We start from the raw sequence: 23,020 nt of genomic DNA, 5'->3' as shown, positions 1-23,020 counted from the left end.
GCGCCGCCGCCGGTACGGAAACCGCGCGGCGGCGTCATGCACGGGTGGCCTCCAGATCATGATTCACATGTTGACTTAAAGTAATCAGTCGACTACAAATCGAAGGGTTCCATCTCTCCAGTCGAAAGGGACCCCGTGCGCCTCCTCAAAAGCACCTTCCTCGCCTGCACCGCCGCCGGATGCCTCCTCACTCTCGCGACGCCCGCCGTGGCCGCGGTTCCGGCGGGCAACGCGCCCTCGTGCGTGGCCGTCTGGCAGACCAAGGGCATCGTCACCAAGACGGGTTACGCCCGCAACGACTGCCGCTACCGACTACGACTGAAGATCAAGTGGGCGCGCGGCACCGACGGCGACTGCTCCACCGTCGATCCGGGCCGGACCATCTCCTCCAAGGTCGCGCGGGGCCCGCGCAACTTCGACGGCGCGGACATCTGCTGACGACCGCGCGGAAGGGGCCGTCCGTCTCCGAAGGGGGAACGGGCGGCCCCTCGGCATGTGAACGACGGGTTGCCAACATCGTCTCCAAGAGAGACAATGTTTCCGGCGCCTCGAAGGACGGGGCGCCGGACGTGGTAATACTGGAGATCCGCGAAGGAGGCCGGAGAGGACGAGCTGGTGCGCCCATGACCGAGCGCTACCTCGGTGTCCTCGGCGTCGCCGAGGCCCTGGGAGTCAGCCGGCACGCCGTGCACAAGTGGCGCACGCGTTATCCGGCGGGCTCCGAGCACGCGTTCCCCGAGCCGGACGTCGAAGTCGACGAGACGCCGGGCTGGCGGGCCGATCGGCTGGAGGAGATCCGCCGATGGCGTGCGGGGCTGCCGGGGCGCGGGTCCGGTGGCGGGCGTCCCACCGCCGCACGTCAGGAGTATCTCAAGGCGGCGATGGCCCGCGGCCTGGACCGCGACGAGGCGCTCCGCGCACTGGCCACGTTCGCGGCGGAGTTCCCCGAGATGAGCGAGCCTGAGCTGTGCGCCTGGCTCGTCGAGAAATTCCGCCGCTGACCTTCTTCCACGGACTGGAAAGGGATGACGCATGCCCGAAATCAGTGGGCTGACCGCACCGGGGTTCGAAGCGGTACGTGACGCGTTCGCGGCCAACCTGGCCTCCGGGCAGGAGGTCGGCGCGGCGGTCAGCGTGTACCTGCACGGACGCCAGGTCGTCGATCTGTGGGGCGGGATCGCCGATCCCGGGACCGGCCGCCGATGGGAGCGCGACACCCTTCAGGTCGTCTACTCCACCACCAAGGCGGTCACGGCGACCTGCGCGCTCCTGCTGGCCCAGCGGGGCGAGCTCGACCTCGACGCTCCCGTGGCCCGTTACTGGCCCGAGTTCGCGGCGGGCGGCAAGGACCGCGTCCTGGTCCGGTGGCTGCTCACCCACCAGGCCGGTCTGCCCGCTCTCGACCAGCCGGTCACCCCGGCCGAGGTGATCGCCTGGGAACCCGTGGTGAAGGCGCTGGCCGCCCAGCGGCCGTACTGGGAGCCGGGCACCGGGCACGGATACCACGCGCTCACGTACGGATGGCTCGTCGGCGAGGTCGTCCGCAGGGTGAGCGGCCGGAGCGTCGGCGCGTTCCTCGCCGAGGAGATCGCCGCGCCGCTCGGCCTGGACCTGTGGATCGGCCTGCCGCCGTCCGAGCACCACCGGGTCAGCCGCATCCTCACCGATCCGGGCGGCTTCGACCCCGCCGCGATCGACCTGGACTCCATCCCGGAGCCCATGCGCGAGGTGATGGCCGCCTACGCCGATCCGGAGTCGCTGACCGTACGCGCGATGACCCTCGTCCAGCCCTCGCTGGACCACAACGACCCGGCGGAGCAGGCCGCCGAGATCCCCGCCACCAACGGCATCTGCACCGCCCGCGCCCTGGCCCGCTTCTACGCCGCCCTCATCGGCGACGTGGACGGGCACCGCGTCCTCGCCCCCGCCACCCTCGCCGCCGCGACCGCGGAACAGGTCGCCGGCGTCGACCGCGTCCTGCGCGTGCCCGTCCGCATCGGCACGGGCTTCGGCCTGCCCACCCCGGACGCGTACTGGTACTCCCCTGCCGCGTTCGGCTTCGGCGGCATGGGCGGCTCGATCGGCTTCGCCGACCCGGTAAGCGGGCTGGCGTTCGGGTACGTGATGAACCGCGTCCGGGAGGGGGTGCCTGACACGCGGGCGTCGAGCCTGCTCGGCGCCGTCAGGCAGGCGATCGCCGCGCCGGCGAAGCGTCAGTGATCCTCGTCGAACAGCATGGCCTCCACCCGCCGGCGGTAGTCACGGTAGATCTGCCGGTAGCGTCCGGCGGCCCCGGAGCGGTCGCCGCGTTCGAGGAGTTCGAGGACCTCGCGGTAGCCGTCCAGCCACACGTTCCACACCTCGCTCTCGGCGGTGAGGGCGAGCACCCGCAGGGTGCGCGTGACGACCAGGTCGACATGGGTCTGTAGCTCGCGGTTGCCGCTCGCCAGGATGACCACCGTGCTGAAGTCGGCTCCCGCGGCGGCGGCGACCGTCGCGTTGCCGTGGCGCAGTCCCTCGGCGAAATCGTCGAGTTTGCCGCGCAGGGCGGCGAGGTGCTCGTCGGTGAGGTTGTCGACGCCCCACTCGAAACCCGCGCAGGCCAGCACCATCATCACGTCGATGAGCTCGAGCGCGCTCTTCTGGGTCACCTGGGTGACCTGCCGTGTCCGGTTGGGCGAGATGTCGATCAGACCTTCGGCGGCGAGTTGGGTGACCGCCTCCCGTACCGGGGTGATGCTCACGCCGAGCCGGGCCGCGATCTCCGCGTCCTTGATCGCCGCGCCCGGCTTCAACCGTCCGGTGATGATCTCGTCTCGCAGTTGACGCAGGACCGCTTCTTTCCGCGTCAGCGGTACCGCAAAGGACATGGCGGCGCTCTCGCTCGGAGGGATCTGACGCGGCCATCCTACGAGTTCCTGACCAGTCCGGTCCGGCCCCCACCGGCGGGTTTCCCGTCGGGACGGGCTCTCACCTCGCGGATCCGGAGATGGTTGACGGAATGCAGAATGCATTTTACATTCGAGCTACTTCCAGATGACATGCGTGATGTTCAACCCCTGATCACGAAAGTGCAGGGTCCTCCCCGCTCGCGGCACGGCGTGCCGCGCGAACAGGGGCCAGCTGGTTCACCGAAGCGGCCGCGCCACACCAGGGCCCGCCGCCTCCTCCCCCGGATCCACCCTCCTGAGCTCATCACTCCGTGACCGCGGGGCGATGACGAGCACCCTCATGGCCGGGCGGCGCCCGTGGACACACGGCATCCGCCCGGCACCTGTCGAGGCATCACTTTCCCCCCCCCAGGAGGACGCATGTCCGCACCCCCCTCTGACTCTCAGCCCGCCTCGCGCGCCGTGCCCTCCTCCGTCGACGTCGTCGTCGTGGGCGCGGGCTTCTCGGGCATGTACCTGCTGCACAAGCTCCGGGAGATGAACCTGTCCGCGGTCGCCTTCGAAGCGGGCACCGACGTCGGCGGCACCTGGTACTGGAACCGCTATCCCGGTGCCCGGGTGGACGTGGAGAGCCTGGCGTACTCGTACTCGTTCTCGGAGGACCTCGAGCAGGAGTACGAGTGGCAGGAGCGCTACCCCACCCAGCCGGAGATCCTGCGGTACGCGCGGCACGTCGCCGACCGGTTCGACCTGCGCCGGGACATCTTCTTCCGGACCCGCGTGAACGCCGCCGCGTACGACGAGCAGGGCCGGACCTGGCGGGTGCGAACCGAGCACGGGGACGCCGTCACCGCCCGCTTCCTCGTCATGGCCACCGGGTGCCTGTCGGCCTCGAAGCTGCCGGAGATCCCCGGGCTCGACCGCTTCGCGGGGGCCACCTACCACACCGCGCACTGGCCGCATGAGGGCGTGGACTTCACCGGGCTGCGGGTCGGGATCATCGGTACGGGGTCCTCCGGCGTGCAGTCGATCCCCGTGATCGCCGAGCAGGCCGCGCAGCTCACCGTCTTCCAGCGCACCCCCGCCTACAGTCTCCCGGCGCGCAACCGCAGCCTGCGCCCGGACGAGATCGCCGCCATGAAGGCGAACTACCGGGCGTTCCGCCAGGCCCAGAAGGAGTCGGGGTTCGGTGTCCCCACGCCGATCCCGACGAAGTCCGCCCTGGAGGTCTCCGACGAGGAGCGCGACGCCACCTTCGAGCGGGCCTGGGAGAGCGGCAGCCTGGTCAACCTGCTGACCGCGTACGCCGATCTCAGCATCGACCAGGCGGCCAACGACACGGCCAAGCGGTTCATCCACCGCAAGATCCACCAGATCGTCGAGGACCCGCGGACCGCCGCGGACCTGTGTCCCGAATATCCCGTCGGGACCAAGCGCCCCTGTCTGGACACCGGCTACTACGAGACGTACAACCGGGAGAACGTGCACCTGGTCAACCTGCGGCGCACCCTCATCGTGGAGATCACCGAGAGGGGCATCCGCACCTCGGACCAGGCGTACGAGTTCGACGTGATCGTCTACGCGACAGGGTTCGACGCGATGACGGGCGCGCTGACGAGCGTCGACATCCGGGGCAGGGGCGGGGCGCCGCTCGACGAGGCCTGGAGCGCCGGCCCTCGCACGTACCTGGGGATCAGCTCAGCGGGCTACCCGAACCTGTTCATGATCACCGGTCCGGGCAGCCCGTCGGTGCTCTCGAACATGGTCGTCTCGATCGAGCAGCACGTCGACTGGGTGACCGACGCGATCGCGTATCTCGACCACCAGGGCCTCACCACGATCGAGCCCACCCAGGAAGCCGAGGACGCCTGGGTGGACCACGTCAACCTGATCGCCGACGCCACTCTCTACCCCAAGGCGAACTCCTGGTACATGGGGGCCAACGTGCCCGGCAAGCCGCAGGTCTTCATGCCCTACGCCGGCGGTGTCGGCGAGTACCGCAAGACGTGTGACGAGATCGCCGCCCAGGGCTACAAGGGCTTCGCGCTCTCCGTCTGAGCCCGCCGGGACCCTCAGAACACCCACTCCAGACCACCGGATTCATGACCCCCATGGAGGGCTCGATGTCCCGTCGTGACCTGATAGACCCGGAAAGCCGCATCCCCCTGGACGCGCTGCTCGGCATGATGCCCGGCGGCTTCAACGCCATCCCCGACATCGTCCAGCGCCGAGCCGCCGTCCAGGGCATGATGAGCGCGATCGAGGTGCCGGACAACCCGAACGTCGTCAAGGAGGACCGGACCGTCCCCGGCCCCGACGGGGAACCCGACATCTCCGTGCGGATCTACCGGCCGGTCGACGCGTCCGGCACCCTGCCCGGCATCTACTACATCCATGGCGGCGGCATGATCCTCGGCGACGTCGCCGGTGAGGACGCCAACGCGACGATGATCTGCGACCAGGTCGGCGCCGTCGTGGTCTCCGTCGAGTACCGCCTCGCCCCCGAGCACCCCCATCCCGCCCCGGTCGAGGACTGCTACGCCGGCCTGGCGTGGACCGCGAAGAACGCCGCCGACCTGGGCATCGACCCGGAACGCCTGGCGATCTACGGCGCCAGCGCCGGCGGCGGGCTGACCATCGGCACGGCGCTGCTGGCACGCGACCGCGGCGGACCCGCGATCACGTTCATGATGCCGATCTACCCGATGATCGACGACCGGAACGAGACGCCGTCCAGCCACGAGATCACCGACATCGGCATCTGGGACCGGGCGGGCAACATCGAGGCCTGGGCCTGGTACCTCGGCGGCAAGGACGCCGACCAGTACGCCGCCCCGACACGCGCCGAGGACCTGGCCGGCCTGCCGCCGGCCTTCATCGACGTCGGCACCGTCGATCTCTTCCGGGACGAGGACATCGCCTTCGCGCAGCGACTCATGCAGGCGGGCGTCCCGACCGAACTGCACGTCAACCCGGGCAGCTACCACGCCTCCGAGACGTTCGCCGCCGAGGCCCCGCTCTCCCTGCGGATCTGGGCCCGGCGCATCGATGCGCTCAAGCGGGCCCTGGCCTGAGTGACAGCTCCGGCGCCGTGGGCGGGGCTCCCGCCCACGGCGCCGGTTTTGTCGATCGTCACGCCGGCCTGGCCAGCCTGGCGAAGGAGAGCACGACCACCGTGGACAGCAGCCATCCCAGCAGGCCGGCGACGTTGAGCAGCCCCGACACCAGTGAGCCGCCGCCGGTGCGCGTCTCCGGGTACCACGTCGCCCGCTGGCCCAGGGACAGGAGCGGGACGACGGTGTCGACGGTGTAGAAGAGCGGGTCGAAGCAGCGCACCTGGCCGTCGCCGCACGGACCGGGCCGGGGATCCCGGCGGGACACGGTGACGGTGCTGTCGTCCTCCGGGGTCGCCGCCTCGACGGTGACCAGGCGGCCGTCCGCCGCGTACACGTTGCCGCGCGGGTCGGTGGCGCGCAGGGTCTCCTGCACGGCCGGGGTGAGCAGCATGGCGTAGACGAGGACGAGCAGGGCGCCGAGCAGCCAGAGCACGCGTCCGGGGCGGTAGCCGTAGCCGACGGTGAGGCCGTAGAGGGCGTCGATGGTGTCCCTGATCCAGCCGCGCCGGGGCGCCCGGCGGCGCAGTTCCATGAGCAGGTGCTCGGCTTCGACCGGGCGGCCGTGCTGGCGGAAGACCCGGGCCGCCTGCTCGTACGGGCTCGCGTCGTACGAGGTCATGGACCGGAGCCAGTCGCGGCGCTGCCGCCAGTCCCAGGCGTCGTCGAAGCGGTCGTAGACGAAGCCGGAGATCGCCGTGTCGGACGGCCAGCGGGTCACGTCGTCGGCGAGGACCGTGGTGGCCGCGCCGGTCAGGTCGACGTGCGGCGGCACTTCGGCCCAGCGCAGGCGCATGCCCTCGCGGGTGGTGGCCGACACGGCCTTGATGCCGGCGGTGAAGGTGCCGTCGTCGCAGTCGAGCCGGCCTTCCGCGGCGCACCGGTTGAGCACGACCTCGCCGTCCGCGGTGAAGCCGGCGCTGAGCAGGATCGGGCCCCGGATGAGGGCCTGTTCGAGGGAGAGCGCCTGGCCGCCGGGGTTGTGTAAGCGGGCGTTGCGGACGTTGACCACGCCGCCGACCGTCGCGGCGCGGAAGCCGAGCCGGCCTCCCTCGGTCTTCACCTCCCGCATGTTGACCATGCCGTCGATCACGGCGCCCTGGGCGGAGATGACGGAGGTCTCCTCCGGGTGGCTCCAGCGGGTGCCCCGCAACGTGAGGTCGCCCCGGATGTGGGCGCCGGCCAGGCGGAGCGTGCCCGCGACGGTCGCGCCCTCCTCGATGAGGAGTCTCGACCGCAGCTCGGCGTTGGTCAGGTCGAGGGCGCGGCCGCCGGGGACGGTGAAGACGCTCTCGCGGCTGATCTGGATGGTGCTGAACGACCCCATGCTCAGGTCCACGCCGCCGCTGATCCTGCACTCGCCCTCGATGCCGAGGGGTCCGCCGACGACGAGCCCGGGGGCGCTGATGGCGGTGCCGGTGCTGCGGCCGCTGGTGTAGTTGACGCCGGTCACCGGGCCTGTGGGGTCGATGGTGGCATTACGGATCAGGACATGTCCGGAAATGCGGGTGTTGCCGAGGTCGATCCGGCCGCGGACCAGCGGGCGCCTGCCGGTCTGGTCGTCGATGAGGAACACGCTGCCGCCGATCTCGGCGTCCCCCAGGTCCAGCGCCAGGTCCTGCTGCGGGCGGGTGAGGCTGGCGCCGGTCAGGTCCAGCGACCCCTCGACCCGCGCGCCGATCAGCCGCAGCGCGCCGCGTGCCTCGAACCGGTGCAGCAGCCGGATCGTCCCGCCGACCCTGATGCGATCCGCCTGGATCGCCCGGCCCTCGGACTCGATGAGCGTGTCCAGGCAGAGCAGGCGCCCGCCGATCTCCGACTCGCACAGCCAGACGGCCGCGGTGGACGAGGTGCTGGCGGGAGTCCGGAGGTCGCCGGTGATGCGTGACCTGGACAGATCCAGGTCCCGCCGTACGCGCAGGCCGTTGGCCAGCAGGCCGGGGACCGCGCAGCCGTCGAGCGCCAGCAGGTGGAGGTCGGCGCCGTCCAGGTCGAGGGGCTCGTCGAACACGCACCCGACGAAACGGAGCGGGAAGGTGACCGCCATCCCCGTCAGGTCGAGCCCGCCCGTGATCCTGGCCCCCTCGATCACCAGGCCGCGGGGGTCGATCTCCGCCGGGTCCCGCCGGCACACCTTGCGCACGAGATCGGCGTCGACGACGAGCTCTTCCCCGCGTGACGCCCGCACGACCTGGCCGGCCCGGCAGGCCCGCAGCAGGGCGGCCTCGCCGAAGGACGTCACGACGGGTACGCGATCGCAGACATGGCCATGAGGCCAACCTAGCGCTGAACGATCTCCGCGTCCCGGGCGGAGCCTAGCGGCCGTACAGCCCGGCGAGGCGCTCGCGCAGGTCGGCGCCGTAGTCCCGGTGGTAGACCTGGGCGGAGCAGTAGACCGGGCCGCCGTTACGTGACAGGCCGGACGTCCAGGTGGCGGCGTTCTCGACGCCGGGGTCGCTCAGCTGGATGCCGGTCAGCGCGATGTCGTCCACGCTCACGTCGACGAAGTAGTTCGTCACGCCCTTGAGCTCGAACAGCCGCCACTGGAGCTTCGCGCTCGTCCGCCCGGCCAGCTGGTCCGTCAGGTCGATCGTGGCCTTGGTCCACGTGTCCTTGGCGTCGGCGGTGACGTCCCGCTGCCACACCAGTTTCCCGTCCACGAGAAGCTGCTTCTTGTGGTGGCCGGCCGGGCTCTCGGAGCCGCGGCCGTCCCGGTGGTAGAAGGTGACCGTGCGCTTGGTCGCTCCGGGCGTCAGCTGGACCGTGCGCTCGGCGCCGCACCACATCCCGGCCTTGGTCGGAGTGCCGGACTCGACGACGAAGCTCAACCGTCCGTCGCCGGTGCGGGAGAGGTCGTCGGTCGCGGGGCGCGTCCAGTTGGCGTCGCGGGGCATGAGCGGGAGCTTGTACTGGATGACGCCCGCGGCCTCTCCCGCGCGGACGAGGTCGAGCGCCTGCTTCGTGATCGTCTCGACGTAGGACACCGTGGGCTTCTGCGCGGCGTGGCTCAGCGGGTGCGCGTACGGCATCACGTAGACGTCGGTGCCGGGAAGGCGCTGGGCGAGCTGCTTGACCTGGTAGGACAGGCTCCACGACCAGGAGGTGTCGCGGTGCGGCGAGTCCCTGAACGGGAAGATCACGCCGTCCAGGAGCGGGATCTGCTGGGCGATGAAGTCGTCGGTGAACTGCTTGTAGTAGACGGTCGGGTTGAAGGTGAACGCCGGGTTGACCGCCTTGGCGGCGTCCCTCATCTGGCGGACGTACGCGGGGGTGAAGGTCTTCCCGATGTCGTAGGCGTAGTCGTCCACGGTCCAGCCGGCCAGGTTCGGGTGAGTCTTGGAGAGGGTGGCGAGCTCGCGGGACCAGGCCACGTAGTCGTGCTTGAACGGACGGGAGACGCAGCAGCCCTGCTGGCTCGGCGAGTACACCATCACCCACACCTTGATCCCGGCGTCGGCGGCGGCCGGCAGGAACTCCTCGCGCAGGTCCTCCCAGTGCACGTTGTCACCGGCCATCGGATAGACGTACGTGTTCGCGTTGAGGGCCTTCAGGGCCGCGATCATCGCCTTGGTGTCCATGTGCCTGATCCCGTCGTCCCGTGGCGCCTCCTCCCTGATGAGGTTGCCTTCCGTCCCCCGCACGCCGGGGACGTCGGCGTGGACGACGCCGGGGATGAGCGCCGAGAGGAGGGCGGCGAGGGTCACGAGCGCCAGACGGGTCACGGGGGTCCTTCAAGATCAGACGATGGAGGGCCGTCAGCCTAGTGACCACCGGTATGCCGGCGGTAAATCGTCAGCTCACGTGCGGCCAGCCGTCGGCGTCCCAGGCGAGCCGGTTGAGCCCGAGCTTGGGTGTGCCGCCGTCGTCGCCGTCGTAGTAGTGGTAGACGAGCACGTCGCGGCCGCGGTCGCGCATGACGCTCTGGCCGCCGGGTCCGACGAAGCGGCCGTGGGTCTCCAGGAGCAGGGTGCCGCCGCCGGTCATCATCGGCTGCCCGTCGCGGCCGGTGTACGGGCCGGTCGGGCTGGTCGAGCGGCCGACCTTGATCTTGTACGTGCTGTCCAGGCCCGCGCAGCAGCGGTCGTAGGAGGCGAACAGGTAGTAGTAGCCGCCGTGCTCGACGAGGTCCGGCGCCTCGACCGCGTACGGCGCGTCGGGGCGGGTGGCGAGGTGGTACAGGGTGCGGTCCTTCTCGTGCCGCAGCCCGGTACGGGGGTCGAGGCGGATCATGCGGATGCCGGTCCAGTACGAGCCGAAGCTCAGCCACCAGCGGCCCTCGCGGTCGACCAGCAGGTTGGGGTCGATGGCGTTGTGGTCCATGCCGAGCTCGGTGGCGTACACGATGCCGCGGTCGGTCCAGCTTCCCGGGCGGCCGGTGCGGCTGGTGGCCAGGCCGATGGCCGAGTGGTTGCTGCCGAAGCTGGAGACGGCGTAGTACATCAGGTATTTCCCGCGTTCGTGGGAGATGTCGGGGGCCCAAGGGTCGTTCTCGGCCGAGTACGTGCTCCACCAGGCGGGCGGCGTGTCGAACGCGTCGCCGGCGCGGGTGAACGTGACCCCGTCGGCGGAGGTGCGGGCCTCCAGATGGCCGTGGGTGGAGTACAGGACGTAACCGAACGGGGTGCGGATCATCGTCGGGTCGTGCACGACCGTGTCACCGGCGACCTGGCCGGGCGGCGGGTAGGCCAGCGCGGGAGTGGTGTTGAGCAGCAGGGTGACGACGGCCGCCATGACGGTGATGGCTGGGCGCACGATGGGTCCTCTCCTGGTGGGGGGTGGAGGAGACCGTGCGCCAGGGGTCGAGGGGAATATAGACACGAATCATGACAACGGTCAACGCCCTTGACTGGCGGTGGCAGTCGGCGTACTTTCATGCGGACACGCAGTGATAACGCTAACAGCGTCGCCGGAGACCGTGCGCCACACAGAACCCGGCCGCGCGGCACCGACTCACCCGAACCGGGCGAGCGCCTGGTCGTAGAACCGGTCTTGGCGTCCCGGCCGTCGGCCCTGGTGAGGGCGATGGTCACGTATCGCGCGCCGGTCTCGTCCGGATGTCGACGGTGGCCCCGTTACACGGGATGCTCCTGCGGAGCACCTTGGCGTTCCTGCCGATGGTGCGGACCACCTGCTGGTCCGAGATCGTGCGCGCCGGGCCAGCCCAGGAGGCGGGCGCCCAGGGTGGCCGTCTCCAGGGCGTGCCGCTGGATGGGCCGGCCGAGGTCGTGGCCGGTGAGCCGCTGGATCCGGCCGAGGCGGTAGGTCACCGTGCGGACGCCCACGTGCAGGCGGCTCGCCGTCGCGGTGGCGACGGCGCCGCTGGCGAAGTAGGCGAACAGCGTCTCCAGCAGGGTGGCGGGACCGCCTCTGGCGGCCCGCAACGGGCCGAGCACGGCCTCGACCAGCTCGGCGATCGCCGCCCTGTCCCGCAGCAGCACCTGAAGGACGAGCAGCTCGGACGCGTACAGCACCTCCTGCTCCAGCTCCAGGAGGCGGCCGAACTCCACCACGCTGCGCGCCTCCTCGAAGGAGCGCACCACCCCGCCGGGCCCCTCGTGCGCGCGGCCGACCCCCACACGCAGCGACTCCTCCCCGCCCAGCGCCTGCCGCACGCGCGCGGCGAACGCCTCGCTCACGCCGTCCGCGTGACCGGGGGCCACGCACACCAGCAGGCCGTCCTTGGTCGCGATCAGCACGTCCCGTACGTCCATCGCGGCCTCGACGTGGCGGGCGACGGGGCCGCCGTCGTGGAAGGGGCGGCCGGCCTCGGCGACGCAGACGAGGTGGGCGGCCGCCAGGCGCAGCCCGAACCGCCCCGCGCGTTCGACCACCGTGCCGAGGTCCCCGCGCCCCTGGAGCAGGTCGTCGACGAACTCCCGGCGTACGGCCTCCTCCCGGCGGATCTCCAGCCGCTGGGCTTCCTCGTACCCCTCGACCAGCGCGCCGGCCGACCGGTCGGCGGCCCGGAAGATCGCCTCCCCCGCGGACCGCAGCTCCTGCGCCCGCCGCGCGCCGACGATCCCCGGCAGCGTCGGCCAGGCCAGCCAGGTGGCGCTCAGGTGGACGTCGATGACGGCGCGCAGCGGGATGCCGTCGCGTGCCGCCGTCTCACCGCACTCGCGCATGCGCGCCAGCGCCGCGCTGTCGAGATGCCCCTGGGTCCTGCTCACCTGGGCCAGCAGCGGCAGGTACTCGCCGAGCCAGCGGGCGGGCACGCCGCCCGCGTCGGCGCTCGCGCGTGCGGCGATCTCCTCGAGGTCGAATTCGGGTACGGTCACGGTGCGGCTCTCCCCCGAAGGCCCGCGCTCTGGATTGCCGAGGTCCGGCAAGCGTCACTGTAGCGTTCCAACCTGGCGCGCGGCGTCGCGGTCGTCGGCTTCCTGGATGCGCCGGTAGGCCCGGTTGCGCAGGCGCAGGATCACCGCGGCCAGCAGGGCGGCGGTGACCGAGCCGGCCAGCACCGCCAGCTTGACGTGGTCGCCGCCGGTCCCGAAGGCCAGCTCGCCGATGAGCAGCGACACCGTGAAGCCGATCCCGGCCAGGATCGACAGGCCCAGCACGTCGAGCCAGCTCAGCCCCTCGTCGAGCTGGGCGCGGGTGAACCGGGCCACCAGCCAGGTGGCGGCCATGATCCCGATCGGCTTGCCGGCGACGAGGCCGGCGACGACTCCCACGGCGACCGGGTCGGTGAGCGCGGCCGCGAGGCCGTTCAGCCCGCCGAGGTGCACACCGGCCGACAGGAACGCGAACAGCGGCACCGCCACCCCCGCCGACAGCGGCCGGAAGCGGTGCTCGAAGTGCTCGGCCGGCCCCGGGCCTCCGCCGTGGACGACGGGCACGGCGAAGGCGAGGAGCACGCCCGCGACCGTGGCGTGGACCCCGGAGGCGTGCACCAGCGCCCAGACCGCGAACGCCAGGGGCAGCAGCAGCCACCAGGAGCGGACCCCGCGCCGCACCAGCACCGCGAAGACCGCCAGCGGGACCAGGGCCGCGAGCAGCGGGACCGGCGCGAGGTCACCGGTGTAGAAGACGGCGATGATGACGATGGCCATCAGGTCGTCGACCACGGCCAGGGTGAGCAGGAAGGTCCGCAGCGCCGGGGGCAGGAACGTGCCGAGGACCGCGAGCACCGCCAGCGCGAAAGCGATGTCGGTGGCCGTGGGGATCGCCCACCCGGCCGCGGCTCCGTCGACGTTCCTGGTGGCCAGCAGGTAGAGCGCGGCGGGGACGACGACCCCGCCGAACGCCGCCGCGACCGGCACCGCGGCCCGCCTCACCTGGCGCAGGTCGCCCGCGACGAACTCCCGTTTCAGTTCGAGCCCGGCGACGAAGAAGAAGACGGCCAGCAGCCCGTCGGCCGCCCAGGTCGCCAGGTCGAGGCGCAGGTGCAGGGAGGCGGGGCCGACGGTGAAGCCGCGGATCGCCTCGTACACCCCCGACCAGGGCGAGTTCGCCCATATCAGGGCCAGCGCCGCGCCGCCCAGCAGGAGAGCTCCTCCGATGGTCTCCTTGCGCAGGATGTCGGCGATGCGGCGGGCTTCCGCCCACGAACCGCGGCCGAAGAGACGGCGGCGTACGGCGTCGGTCATGGCCCTCCAGATGGGAAACGGTTTTCACATCAAGGCTGGTGTACGGGCATGACGGCGGACAACGACGGCGGCCCGCAGTCTCCCGGCGCGAACATTGCCGACGACCGGCAAAGTCGGCGGAGGACGCGGCGGAACACCGCCCGGACGCGCCGTCCCCGCGACCGCGCACAGTGATCGATCCCACGTGAGGAAGGCCTTTTTCAGGGGAGGGGGCATGTCATACGGGCACGAAGGAGGTACTGGTGGCGGGTGACGCGGGATCGATCCGGGTGGGGGTCGAGGAGGAGTTCCATGTGGTCTCCCTGGACACCCGGCGCCTGACCGGGCACGCCGATCTGTTGCTGGAGCAGTTGCCGCCCGATCGCTTCACCCACGAGCTGCAGCGTTCGATGGTGGAGTCCAACAGCTCGCCCTTCCTGCGGCTGGACGACCTGGCGCGGGACCTGGGCGACCTGCGCGGGCGGCTGATCGGGCTGGCCGACGAGGCGGGCCTGGGGATCAGCGCGGCGGGCAGCCCTCCGCTGGTGGACATGCACGAGCTGAAGGTCTCCCCGGACCCCCGCTACGAGCAGATGCTCAGCGACTACCAGCAGCTCACCCGTGAGCAGCTGATCTGCGGCACCCACGTACACGCGGAAGTGGACGATCCGGACATGGCCGTCGCCGTCGCGCACCGGCTGACGCCGTGGCTGCCGCCGCTGCTGGCGCTGTCGGCGAGCTCGCCCTACTGGGACGGCGACGACACCGGATACGCCAGCTACCGCAGCCTGGTGTGGCGGCGCTGGCCCACCGCCGGTCCCATCGCGAAGTACGACTCCGCCGCCGAGTATCAGGAGATGATCAAGGAGCTCATCCGGTCGGAGGTGATCAGCGATCCCGGGATGATCTACTACGACATCCGGCCGTCGCAGCATGTGCCCACGGTGGAGCTGCGGATCTGCGACTCCTGCCCCCGGCTGGAGGACATCGTGCTGATCGCGGGGCTGTTCCGGGCGCTGGTGGCCAGGGAGCTGGAGGCGGTGCGCCAGGGCGTGGAGCGCGAGGTGCACCTGGAAGCGGTGCGGGCGGCGACGTGGCAGGCGGCGCGGTCCGGGCTGGAGGGCGAGCTCATCGACCCGGTGGGCGGCGTGCCGCGGGCCGCGCCCATGGTGATCCGGCGCCTGGTCGAGGGCCTGCGGCCGCAGCTGGAGGAGTCGGCGGACTGGGAGCTCGTCTCCGGGCTGACCCGGGAGGCGCTGGCGCGGGGCAGCTCGGCGGCGCGCCAGCGCCAGGCGTTCGCCCGCCGGGGGCGGCTGGCCGACGTCGTGGACCTGCTGCTGGCCGAGACCCGGGCCTGCGAGTGGAACCGGCCCCTCGGCGACACCCCGCCGTACCGGTCCGCGGCGTCCTGAAAGGGAAAGGCGATGTGCGGGCTGAGCGGTGAGATCCGCTTCGACGACGCGGAGGCGGACCTCGGCGCCGTGGGCCGGATGACCGAGGCCATGCGCGACCGCGGGCCCGACGGCTCCGGCCTGTGGTCGCACGGGCCCATCGCCCTCGGCCACCGCCGCTTGAAGATCATCGACCTGTCGGAGAAGGCGGCCCAGCCCATGGTCGACGCCGAGCTGGGCCTCGCGGCGGTGTTCAATGGCTGCCTCTACAACTACCGGGAGCTGCGCGCCGAGCTGCGCCGCGCGGGCTACCGCTTCCAGTCCGGCTCCGACACCGAGGTGCTGGTGAAGGCGTTCCACCGGTGGGGCGCCGGATGCGTGGACCGCTTCACCGGCATGTTCGCGTTCGCGGTCGCCGAACGCGGCGGCGGCAGGCTCACCCTGGGCCGCGACCGGCTCGGCATCAAGCCCCTGTATCTGTCCGAGGACGGCCGGCGGCTGCGCTTCGCCTCGTCGCTGCCCGCCCTGCTGGCCGCCGGCGGGGTGGACACCGGCGTCGACCCGGTCGCGCTGCACCACTACATGACCTTCCACTCGCTGGTGCCGGGCGAGCGCACCATCCTGGCCGGGGTCCGCAAGCTGCCCGCGGCCACCGTACGGGTGATCGAGGCGGACGGCACGAGCACCGAGCACCGCTACTGGGAGCCCCGCCACCGGCGCCCGGCGGCGCCCGCGGACGACGGCGAGTGGCGCAGGGCCGTCCTCGACGCGCTGCGCACGGCGGTGCGCAGGCGCATGGTCGCCGACGTGCCGGTGGGCGTGCTGCTGTCCGGCGGGCTCGACTCCAGCCTGATCGTGGCGCTGCTGGCCGAGCAGGGGCAGCGGGAGCCGGCCACGTTCAGCATCGGGTTCGAGCCGGCCGGCGGCGAGCAGGGCGACGAGTTCGCCTACTCCGACCTGGTGGCCCGGCGCTTCGGCACCGACCACCACCGCATCCGCGTCCCGGACTCCCGCCTGGCGCAGGGGGTGGAGCAGGCGGTGCACGCGATGAGCGAGCCGATGGTCAGCCACGACTGCGTCGCCTTCCACCTGCTGTCGCGGGAGGTCGCCGGGCACGTCAAGGTCGTGCAGTCGGGCCAGGGCGCCGACGAGGTGTTCGCCGGCTACGACTGGTTCCCGCCGCTGGCCGGGGTGCCGCGCGAGCGGGCCGCGGACACGTACCTGGAGGCGTTCAGGGACCGCCCGCACCACGACCTGGCACGTATCCTCGCGCCCGATCACCTGCTGGACTCCGACGTCAGCGGCGACCTCGTCCGCGCCCACCTCGCCAGGCCGGGCGCGGACACCGCGCTGGACGCCGTGCTGCGCCTGGAGACCACCGCCATGATGGTCGACGACCCGGTCAAGCGGCTCGACAACATGACGATGGCGCACGGCCTGGAGGCGCGCACGCCGTTCCTCGACCACGAGCTGGTCGAGCTGGCCGCGGCCTGCCCGGCCGAGCTCAAGCTGGCCGGCGGCGGCAAGGGCGTGCTCAAGGACGCCGCCCGCCGGATGCTGCCCGCCGAGGTCGTCGACCGGCCCACGGGCTACTTCCCGGTGCCGGCGATCCGGCACGTCGAAGGGCGGCTCCTCGACCTCGTCCGCGACGCGCTCACCAGCCGGGCCGCCCGCGACCGCGGCCTGTTCCGGCGGGACTACGTCGACCGGCTGCTCGCCGACCCCGGCCGCGACAGGGCGGCGACAGGGGTGAACACGCTGTGGCAGCTCGGCCTGCTGGAACTGTGGCTGCAGGCCCACCTCGGATGACGCCGGAGATCATCGGCGGCCTGTCGCACCTGCCGTCGGCCGCCAGCCTGACCGCGTGGAGCTGCCTGGCGCCCGCCCTCGCCCCGGACGACAGCGCCGTCGCCTTCGTCAGCGACAGGGACGGCTCTCCCCGGGTGTGGATCCAGCCGGTCGGCGAGGACGCCGAGGCGTGGGTCGTCGACACCGGGCCGCAGCCCGCCGTCGACGTGAGCTGGGCGCCGACCGGCGCCCGGCTGGCCGTGCTGCTGGCTCCGGGCGGCGGCGAGCACACCCAGGTCTGGACGGTGCGGCCGCACGGCGGCGACCTGCGCCTGCTCTCCGCGCCCGCCGGAGGGTCGGCCGCGCTGGTCCGCTGGACGGGGCGGGGCGAGGAGGTGCTGGTCGCCGAGACGTCGGCCGCCGGCCACACCCACGCCGTGCTGGCCGACGCCGCCACGGGCGGGCGCCAGGTCATCGCCGCGGGCCGGTTGCTGTGGCCGGCCGCCATCAGCCGCGACCACGCCACGATGCTGCTGCGGCGGGGCCCGCGCGGACGGCGGCACATGTACGTGGCGACCCTCGTCGCCGAGGCGCTGGGCGCGCACCTGCCGAGCGGGGAACGGCCGCTGCTGCCCGGACTGCCGGGATCCACCGACGCCGGCGCCCTCTCCCCCGACGGCCGCACCGCGTACGTGGTCTCCGACGCCGGCCGCGACCGGGCCGCGCTGCTGGCGGTGCGGCAGGGCGCGGACGCGGTCGTGCTGGCCGAGCGGCCGGACGCCGAGCTGGACCGGTTCGCGCTGAGCGCGGACGGGCGCCGCGCGCTGCTGGTGTGGAACGAGCACGGCCGCTCCGGGCTGGACGTGCTGGAGCTGGAGACCGAGCAGCCCAGGCCGCTGCCGCCGCCGCCCGCCGACGTGGTGACCTCCGCCAGGATCAGCTGGGACGGCACCCTGGCCGTCCTCGCCGCGGAGAGCCCCGGCGACCCCTCGCACGTGCTGCTGTGCGACCTGGACCGGGGCGGCTACCGGCGGGTCGCGGGCGCCGGCCGGCTGGCCACGGCGGCGGGTGCGGAGCTGGTGCGCTTCCCCGCCCGCGACGGCCTCGTCCTGGCCGCCTGGCTCTACCGGCCGCCGCACGTGCTGGGGCCGGCGCCGTTCCTGGTGTTCCTGCACGGCGGCCCCGAGGACCAGGAGCGTCCCACGTTCAACCCCCTCTACCAGAACCTGCTGGCCGCCGGGATCGGCGTGCTCGCCCCGAACGTGCGCGGCTCCGGCGGATACGGGCGCGCCTTCCGGCAGGCGGACGACCGCGAGCTGCGCTTCCGCGCCGTCGACGACGTGGCCGACTGCGTGGCCGGGCTGGTGCGCACCGGCGCCGCCGCGCGGGACCGGATCGCCTGCATGGGCTGGTCCTACGGCGGCTATCTGACCCTGGCCGCGCTCGTCACCCATCCGGGGCTCTTCCGCGCGGGCGTGACCGTGAGCGGCATCGCCGACTTCGAGACGTTCTACGCCCGCAGCGAGCCGTGGATCGCCGCGGCCGCGATCAGCGAGTACGGACACCCGGAGACCGACCGCGACCTGCTGCGCGCCCTGTCGCCGCTGCGCGCGTTCGACCGGCTGGCCGCCCCGCTGCTGGTCGTGCACGGGGCGCACGACACCAACGTGCCGCTGTACGAGGCCGAACAGGTCGTCGACGCGGCCACGGCCCGCGGCGTGCCGTGCGACCACCTCTTCTTCGAGGACGAGGGCCACGAGATCCGGCGGATCGGCAACCGGATCAGCTTCGTGACCAAGGTGGTGGACTGGCTGACGAACCGCCTGCACACCCACGGAGCCGGGTGACCGCCGGACCGCAGGGTCACTTCAGCAGGTCCCCGGCCTCCTCCGCGACCGCGTCCACCGGCACGTCGGTCACCCATGACACCTCGTGCCCGCACCGCCCGGCGTGCGGGTCGAGCCCGCCCGCGCCGCAGACCGGGCAGGCGGGCGTCCACGACACCAGCGGCCGGTGGCGGTGGCGGGAGAGCGGGCCGGCGTTGATCAGGTTGCCGCACCAGTAGACCGCCACCGTCGCCGTCCCCACCGCGGCCGCCAGGTGGCGCGGCCCGGTGTCGTTGGCCACCAGCAGATCGCACCGCTCGTACAGCGCGGCCAGCCCGCCCACGCTCAGCTCCCCGGCGACCGCGGCCGGGGGCCGCCGCATCGCCCCGGCCACCCTGGCCACCAGGTCGCGCTCCGCCCGCGACCCGGTGACCACGACCGGCCGGCCCAGCCGGTCCGCCACCGCGGCGAAGCGCTCCGGCGGCCACCGCCGCCGCGGGTCGTTGGCCCCCGGATGTATCGCGACCAGCCCTTCCGGCAGCTCGCCCAGCTCCGCCCGGTCGCGCGCCGTCACGGTCAGGCGCGGCTCGGTCAGGCTGGTGTGGCCGCCCACCAGTGCCGCGACCTCCAGATACCGCATCGTCTCGTGCTGGAAGTGGATGTACCGTACCCACCGGTCCAGCGGCGGCGCGTCCGGGGCGCGGAGCCCGGCCGTCGTCCCCGCGCCGAGCGCCCGCACGAACGGGTTGGAGTAGCGCCCGCCGCCGTGGATCTGCACCGCCAGGTCGAAGCGCGACTCCCGCAGCCGCTCCAACAGCCCGGCAGGCGCCCGGTGGCCGTCCTCGGAGGTGGACACCCCGGTGATCGGCGGCAGCGCGATCACCTCGTCAACCGGGCCCGGCCGCCCGGCCAGGAAGTCCGCGTGCCACGGCAGGGCGAGCAGCGTGAGCTCGGCGTCCGGGTAGGCGTTCCTGATCGCCTCGACGCCGGGCAGCGCCAGCAGGAAGTCGCCGAGCGCGTTGGCGCGCAGCACCGCGATCCGCCGCACCCCGGCGACCGTGCTCACGGCTGTTCCAGGACGGTCGTCGGCTGCTCCAGACGGCAGGCCCGGCCCGCTCCCCCGTACCGCTCCATCACCCGCAACCGCGCCACCACGTCCTCGTACGCGGACTCCGCCGGCGGGTCGTGCGCGACGGGCGCCCGCGACCGGTCGGAGATCACCACGCGGGCGCCGGTCACGCGCCGCGCCGCCAGGCCGGTCAGGGTGACCAGCACGGGACGGTCCCTGGCCGGGACGAGCACGTCGAGGTCGCGGGCGTCGGGCACGGTTGCCGGGCTACCCCCGCCTCCGGGGCAACAAACCGGACAACCCTGCTGACCTGGGCATACGCCGGGTCACCGGTCCGGGCGTTCTCCGGCGCGGCGCTCGTCGCGCTGGTTGGCGCGCACGCTGGTCAGCGTGACGGTGAGCAGGACCGTGACGATGACGCCCAGCGAGGCGAGGGTCGGGATCTCGGGGACCTGCGGCCAGATGCCGTGCGCCCAGTGCAGGACGAGCTTGACGCCGATGAACGCCAGGATGAGGGCGAGCCCGTGGTTGAGGTAGCGGAGCTTGCTGAGGGCTCCCTGCAGCACGAAGTAGAGCGCCCGCAGGCCGAGCAGAGCGAAGGCGTTGGTGGCGAACACCAGGAACGGGTCCTCGGTGACGCCGTAGACGGCGGGCACGGAGTCGACGGCGAACACGATGTCCGTGGCGAAGACCGCCACGATGGCCAGCGCCAGCGGGGTCAGCGCGTACCGCCCGGCCTCCCTGACGACGAGCCGCGAGCCCCGGTAGTCGTCGGTCACCGGCACGAACCGGCGCAGCAGCCGGATCGAGCGGATGGAGGAGATGTCGACCTCCTGCTCCCGGCCGCTCGCCGCGTCCTTGAAGACCTTCCCGGCCGTCAGCACGAGGATCGCGCCGAACAGCAGGAACGCCCACGTGCCGCTCTGCAGGGCGGCGGCTCCGAGCGCGATGAAGACGGCCCGCAGCACCAGCGCCCCGATGATCCCGTAGAGCAGGACACGCTGGGCCAGCGCGGCGGGCACCGCGAAGGCGCCCAGCAGCAGCATGAACACGAACAGGTTGTCCACCGACAGCGACTTCTCCACGACGTAGCCGGTGAAGAACTCCACTGCCACGGTGGACCCGGCCCACGCCCACAGGCCGAACCCGAACACCACGGGAAGGGCCAGGTAGAAGATCGACCAGCCGGCCGCCTCGCGCATCCGCACCTCGTGCGGGCGCCGCGTGACGACGAAGTCGAGTACGAGCAGGGCGACCAGCCCCGCGATGGTGATCGCCCACAGCTGGGGTGAGGCGATCGTCTGCAGTTCGACGGCAGCCAAGACTGACGTGGCGGGCATGCATCCTCCTCGAACGCTGAGCCGTTCGAGGTCTCCTTCACCCGCTTGACGCGGGCGGCCGCCCGGGGACCCGCCACAGGTCCGTACTGACCGGGTTCGACGCTTGGGAAGTACTCCCCTCGTTGCCCTCCACGGTAAAGCATCCGCAGAGGGTGATCCACCCGGGGATGCTCACGTACGGGCCGGGGGCTGCGTGCCCACCACTATATTGAGGCGGTGCATCACGCTTCTGAGATCCGTACGGTGACGACCGAGGCCGAGCTCCGGGAGATCGTGCCGGAGCCGTCGCAGGGCATCTGGGACAAGGACATCGGCCGGATCGACGAGCACGCCCGCGCGATCATCGCCCACTCGCCGCTCGTGCTGCTGGCGACCTCGAACCCCGACGGGACGTGCGACGTCTCGCCGCGCGGCGACCCGGCCGGGTCGGTGCTGGTCCTCGACGACCACCGCCTGGCGCTCGCCGACCGGCCCGGCAACCACCGCGTCGACAGCTTCCGCAACGTGCTGCGCAACCCCCACGTCGGGCTGCTGTTCATCGTGCCGGGGATGAACGAGACCCTGCGGGTCAACGGCCGCGCCACCCTCGTGGCGGACGCGCCGTTCTTCGACGACCTGGTGGCCCGGGGCAGGCGGCCCCGGCTGGCGGTGCTCGTGGACGTCGAGGAGCTCTACATGCACTGCGCGAAGGCGTTCCTGCGGTCGTCGCTGTGGAAGCCCGAGACCTGGCCGGCCCGCGACAGCCTGCCCACACTCGGGCAGATCGCCAAGGACCACCTGGGCCTCAGGGACGTTCCGGCGGAGGCGATCGACGAAGGGCTCGCCCTGGACGCCCGCACCAACCTGTAGTCAGGGCAGGAGGAGTGCCTTGATCGCGCGGCGCTCGTCCATCGCCCGGTAGCCCTCCGCGGCCTGGTCCAGTGGCAGGGTCAGGTCGAAGACCTGGCCGGGATCGATCTTCCTGTCGCAGATCAGCCCGATCAGCTCGGGAAGATACTGCCGCACCGGCGCCGGCCCGCCGTGCAGGTGCACGAGCGAGAAGAACAGCTCGTCGCCCTGCAGCGCGACGTCGTGGGAGACGCCGACGAAGCCGACGTGGCCGCCGGGGCGGGTGGAGCGGATGGCCTGCGTCATCGACTCCTGGGTGCCGACCGCCTCGATGACGCTGTGCGCGCCGAGCCCGCCCGTCAGCTCCTTGATCCGGGCCACCCCTTCGTCGCCGCGTTCGGTGACGATGTCCGTGGCGCCGAACCGGCGGGCCAGCTCCTGCCGGGGCGCGTGCCGGCTCATCGCGATGACCCGCTCGGCCCCGAGCTGCCCGGCCGCGAGGAGCCCGCACAGTCCGACGGCGCCGTCACCGACGACCACGACGGTCTTGCCCGGCCCGGCCGCGGCGGCGACGGCGCCGAACCATCCGGTGCCCAGCACGTCGGAGGCGGCCAGCAGGCTCGGCACCAGATCGGCGTCCGGCATGCCGGGGGTCGCGACGAGCGTGCCGTCGGCGAGCGGTATCCGCGCCAGCTCGGACTGCGTGCCGATCGAGCCCATGAGCACCCGGTGGACGCAGCCGCTCTGGTAGCCCGCCCGGCAGATCTCGCAGGTGTTGTCGGAGGCCCAGAACGAGCCGACCACGAACTGACCCGGCCTGATGGTGGTGACCTGGCCGCCGACCTCCTCCACGACGCCGACGTACTCGTGCCCCATGGGAGCCGCCCCGTCGAGCTTCTCGACCCCCCGGTAGGGCCACAGATCGGATCCGCAGACGCAGGTCGCCGAGAGCCGGATGATCGCGTCGGTCGGCTCGACGATCACCGGGTCGGGACGGTCCTCGACGCGGACGTCGCCCGGAGCGTACAGAACTGCTCCACGCATGGTGAATCCCCTCTTCCACGTAGGTGTCAGGCTTCCCCCGCCCCGCTTCCGAAAACGGGAAGGCCGGGGCGGGGCGCCCGGGTTTACCCGGCCCAAGCCCTCGCCTCAGCTCCTCCGTACCTTCGCCGGGTAGGGAAGGACAGGCCAGCGGCCAGGGGAAGG

General features: G+C 72.3%; 19 protein-coding genes. 9 read left to right on the top strand and 10 right to left on the bottom strand.

Annotated elements, in window-relative coordinates; all coding sequences use genetic code 11:
- Positions 1-135: 135 nt before the first annotated feature.
- The 3 genes from ACZ6YG_RS11375 to ACZ6YG_RS11365 all read left to right on the top strand — a co-directional run bounded on the left by ACZ6YG_RS11375 (position 136) and on the right by ACZ6YG_RS11365 (position 2,220).
- A complete protein-coding gene (locus tag ACZ6YG_RS11375) occupies positions 136-438 on the top strand; it encodes a hypothetical protein (RefSeq protein WP_148032174.1) in 303 nt (100 codons plus the stop codon).
- 185 nt (positions 439-623) lie between these two features.
- Positions 624-1,001, top strand: a complete 378-nt coding sequence (locus tag ACZ6YG_RS11370) for a hypothetical protein (protein WP_271275820.1) — start codon at positions 624-626, stop codon at positions 999-1,001.
- 31 nt (positions 1,002-1,032) lie between these two features.
- Positions 1,033-2,220 carry a serine hydrolase domain-containing protein gene (locus ACZ6YG_RS11365; RefSeq protein WP_466017903.1) on the top strand — a complete coding sequence of 396 codons (1,188 nt, stop codon included), beginning with the start codon at positions 1,033-1,035 and terminating at the stop codon, positions 2,218-2,220.
- Here ACZ6YG_RS11365 and ACZ6YG_RS11360 read toward each other — a convergent pair.
- Positions 2,214-2,870: a GntR family transcriptional regulator gene (locus ACZ6YG_RS11360; protein ID WP_148032177.1), complete on the bottom strand. Its 657-nt coding sequence runs from the start codon at positions 2,868-2,870 to the stop codon at positions 2,214-2,216. The two genes, ACZ6YG_RS11365 and ACZ6YG_RS11360, sit on opposite strands and share 7 nt — an antisense overlap.
- A gap of 441 nt (positions 2,871-3,311) precedes the next feature.
- Between ACZ6YG_RS11360 and ACZ6YG_RS11355 the strand changes: the two genes are divergently transcribed.
- Together ACZ6YG_RS11355 and ACZ6YG_RS11350 are read left to right on the top strand one after the other, a co-directional pair.
- Positions 3,312-4,949 (top strand): flavin-containing monooxygenase, encoded by a 1,638-nt coding sequence (locus ACZ6YG_RS11355; protein WP_466017902.1) that lies wholly within the window; start codon positions 3,312-3,314, stop codon positions 4,947-4,949.
- Between the two features lie 65 nt (positions 4,950-5,014).
- Positions 5,015-5,965 carry an alpha/beta hydrolase gene (locus ACZ6YG_RS11350; RefSeq protein WP_466017901.1) on the top strand — a complete coding sequence of 317 codons (951 nt, stop codon included), beginning with the start codon at positions 5,015-5,017 and terminating at the stop codon, positions 5,963-5,965.
- A gap of 58 nt (positions 5,966-6,023) precedes the next feature.
- Here the strand turns inward: ACZ6YG_RS11350 and ACZ6YG_RS11345 are convergent, their stop codons facing one another.
- The 5 genes from ACZ6YG_RS11345 to nhaA form a co-directional block, all read right to left on the bottom strand.
- Entirely contained in the window at positions 6,024-8,246 is a 2,223-nt protein-coding gene (locus ACZ6YG_RS11345) for a hypothetical protein (RefSeq protein WP_466017900.1), read from the bottom strand.
- 73 nt (positions 8,247-8,319) lie between these two features.
- The gene (locus ACZ6YG_RS11340; protein WP_466017899.1) at positions 8,320-9,726 is read right to left on the bottom strand and encodes a hypothetical protein; all 1,407 of its coding nucleotides are present in this window, start codon (positions 9,724-9,726) and stop codon (positions 8,320-8,322) included.
- A 70-nt stretch (positions 9,727-9,796) separates the two neighbouring features.
- A complete protein-coding gene (locus ACZ6YG_RS11335; RefSeq protein ID WP_466017898.1) occupies positions 9,797-10,756 on the bottom strand; it encodes an arabinan endo-1,5-alpha-L-arabinosidase in 960 nt (319 codons plus the stop codon).
- 320 nt (positions 10,757-11,076) lie between these two features.
- Positions 11,077-12,282, bottom strand: coding sequence for a PucR family transcriptional regulator (locus tag ACZ6YG_RS11330; RefSeq protein WP_466017897.1), 1,206 nt, complete (start codon positions 12,280-12,282; stop codon positions 11,077-11,079).
- Positions 12,283-12,336: 54 nt separating this feature from the next.
- On the bottom strand, positions 12,337-13,593 hold the full coding sequence (gene nhaA / locus ACZ6YG_RS11325; protein WP_466017896.1) for a Na+/H+ antiporter NhaA: 1,257 nt from the start codon (positions 13,591-13,593) through the stop codon (positions 12,337-12,339).
- A 242-nt stretch (positions 13,594-13,835) separates the two neighbouring features.
- Here nhaA and ACZ6YG_RS11320 point away from each other — a divergent pair, with 242 nt between their 5' ends.
- Genes ACZ6YG_RS11320 through ACZ6YG_RS11310 form a run of 3 tightly spaced genes read left to right on the top strand, consistent with a single transcriptional unit; the run spans position 13,836 to position 18,598 of the window.
- Positions 13,836-14,984: a carboxylate-amine ligase gene (locus tag ACZ6YG_RS11320; protein ID WP_466017895.1), complete on the top strand. Its 1,149-nt coding sequence runs from the start codon at positions 13,836-13,838 to the stop codon at positions 14,982-14,984.
- 12 nt (positions 14,985-14,996) lie between these two features.
- Entirely contained in the window at positions 14,997-16,772 is a 1,776-nt protein-coding gene (locus ACZ6YG_RS11315) for an N-acetylglutaminylglutamine amidotransferase (protein ID WP_466017894.1), read from the top strand.
- A complete protein-coding gene (locus tag ACZ6YG_RS11310) occupies positions 16,769-18,598 on the top strand; it encodes a S9 family peptidase (RefSeq protein ID WP_148032186.1) in 1,830 nt (609 codons plus the stop codon). The genes ACZ6YG_RS11315 and ACZ6YG_RS11310 overlap by 4 nt, the downstream gene beginning before the upstream one ends.
- Before the next feature lie 16 nt (positions 18,599-18,614).
- On the opposite strand, the gene ACZ6YG_RS11305 is transcribed toward ACZ6YG_RS11310, so the two are convergent.
- The 3 genes from ACZ6YG_RS11305 to ACZ6YG_RS11295 form a co-directional block, all read right to left on the bottom strand.
- Positions 18,615-19,643 carry a glycosyltransferase family 9 protein gene (locus ACZ6YG_RS11305; RefSeq protein WP_187281210.1) on the bottom strand — a complete coding sequence of 343 codons (1,029 nt, stop codon included), beginning with the start codon at positions 19,641-19,643 and terminating at the stop codon, positions 18,615-18,617.
- The gene (locus tag ACZ6YG_RS11300; protein WP_148032188.1) at positions 19,640-19,903 is read right to left on the bottom strand and encodes a hypothetical protein; all 264 of its coding nucleotides are present in this window, start codon (positions 19,901-19,903) and stop codon (positions 19,640-19,642) included. The genes ACZ6YG_RS11305 and ACZ6YG_RS11300 overlap by 4 nt, the downstream gene beginning before the upstream one ends.
- A gap of 69 nt (positions 19,904-19,972) precedes the next feature.
- Entirely contained in the window at positions 19,973-20,986 is a 1,014-nt protein-coding gene (locus tag ACZ6YG_RS11295; RefSeq protein WP_148032189.1) for a TerC/Alx family metal homeostasis membrane protein, read from the bottom strand.
- 216 nt (positions 20,987-21,202) lie between these two features.
- Here ACZ6YG_RS11295 and ACZ6YG_RS11290 point away from each other — a divergent pair, with 216 nt between their 5' ends.
- Entirely contained in the window at positions 21,203-21,835 is a 633-nt protein-coding gene (locus ACZ6YG_RS11290) for a pyridoxamine 5'-phosphate oxidase family protein (protein WP_222708974.1), read from the top strand.
- Here ACZ6YG_RS11290 and ACZ6YG_RS11285 read toward each other — a convergent pair whose 3' ends face one another.
- Entirely contained in the window at positions 21,836-22,858 is a 1,023-nt protein-coding gene (locus ACZ6YG_RS11285) for a zinc-dependent alcohol dehydrogenase family protein (RefSeq protein WP_466017893.1), read from the bottom strand.
- Positions 22,859-23,020: the final 162 nt, after the last annotated feature.

It is taken from the genome of Nonomuraea sp. NPDC054003 (assembly GCF_055585125.1).
This window is presented reverse-complemented; position numbering and strand designations above follow the sequence as displayed.

Coding starts and splice junctions, on each gene's coding strand:
- ACZ6YG_RS11370 (WP_271275820.1), top strand. CDS start 624: ATGACCGAGCGCTACCTCGGTGTCCTCGGCGTCGCCGAGGCCCTGGGA.
- ACZ6YG_RS11365 (WP_466017903.1), top strand. CDS start 1,033: ATGCCCGAAATCAGTGGGCTGACCGCACCGGGGTTCGAAGCGGTACGT.
- ACZ6YG_RS11360 (WP_148032177.1), bottom strand. CDS start 2,870: ATGTCCTTTGCGGTACCGCTGACGCGGAAAGAAGCGGTCCTGCGTCAA.
- ACZ6YG_RS11355 (WP_466017902.1), top strand. CDS start 3,312: ATGTCCGCACCCCCCTCTGACTCTCAGCCCGCCTCGCGCGCCGTGCCC.
- ACZ6YG_RS11350 (WP_466017901.1), top strand. CDS start 5,015: ATGTCCCGTCGTGACCTGATAGACCCGGAAAGCCGCATCCCCCTGGAC.
- nhaA (WP_466017896.1), bottom strand. CDS start 13,593: ATGACCGACGCCGTACGCCGCCGTCTCTTCGGCCGCGGTTCGTGGGCG.
- ACZ6YG_RS11315 (WP_466017894.1), top strand. CDS start 14,997: ATGTGCGGGCTGAGCGGTGAGATCCGCTTCGACGACGCGGAGGCGGAC.
- ACZ6YG_RS11310 (WP_148032186.1), top strand. CDS start 16,769: ATGACGCCGGAGATCATCGGCGGCCTGTCGCACCTGCCGTCGGCCGCC.
- ACZ6YG_RS11295 (WP_148032189.1), bottom strand. CDS start 20,986: ATGCCCGCCACGTCAGTCTTGGCTGCCGTCGAACTGCAGACGATCGCC.
- ACZ6YG_RS11285 (WP_466017893.1), bottom strand. CDS start 22,858: ATGCGTGGAGCAGTTCTGTACGCTCCGGGCGACGTCCGCGTCGAGGAC.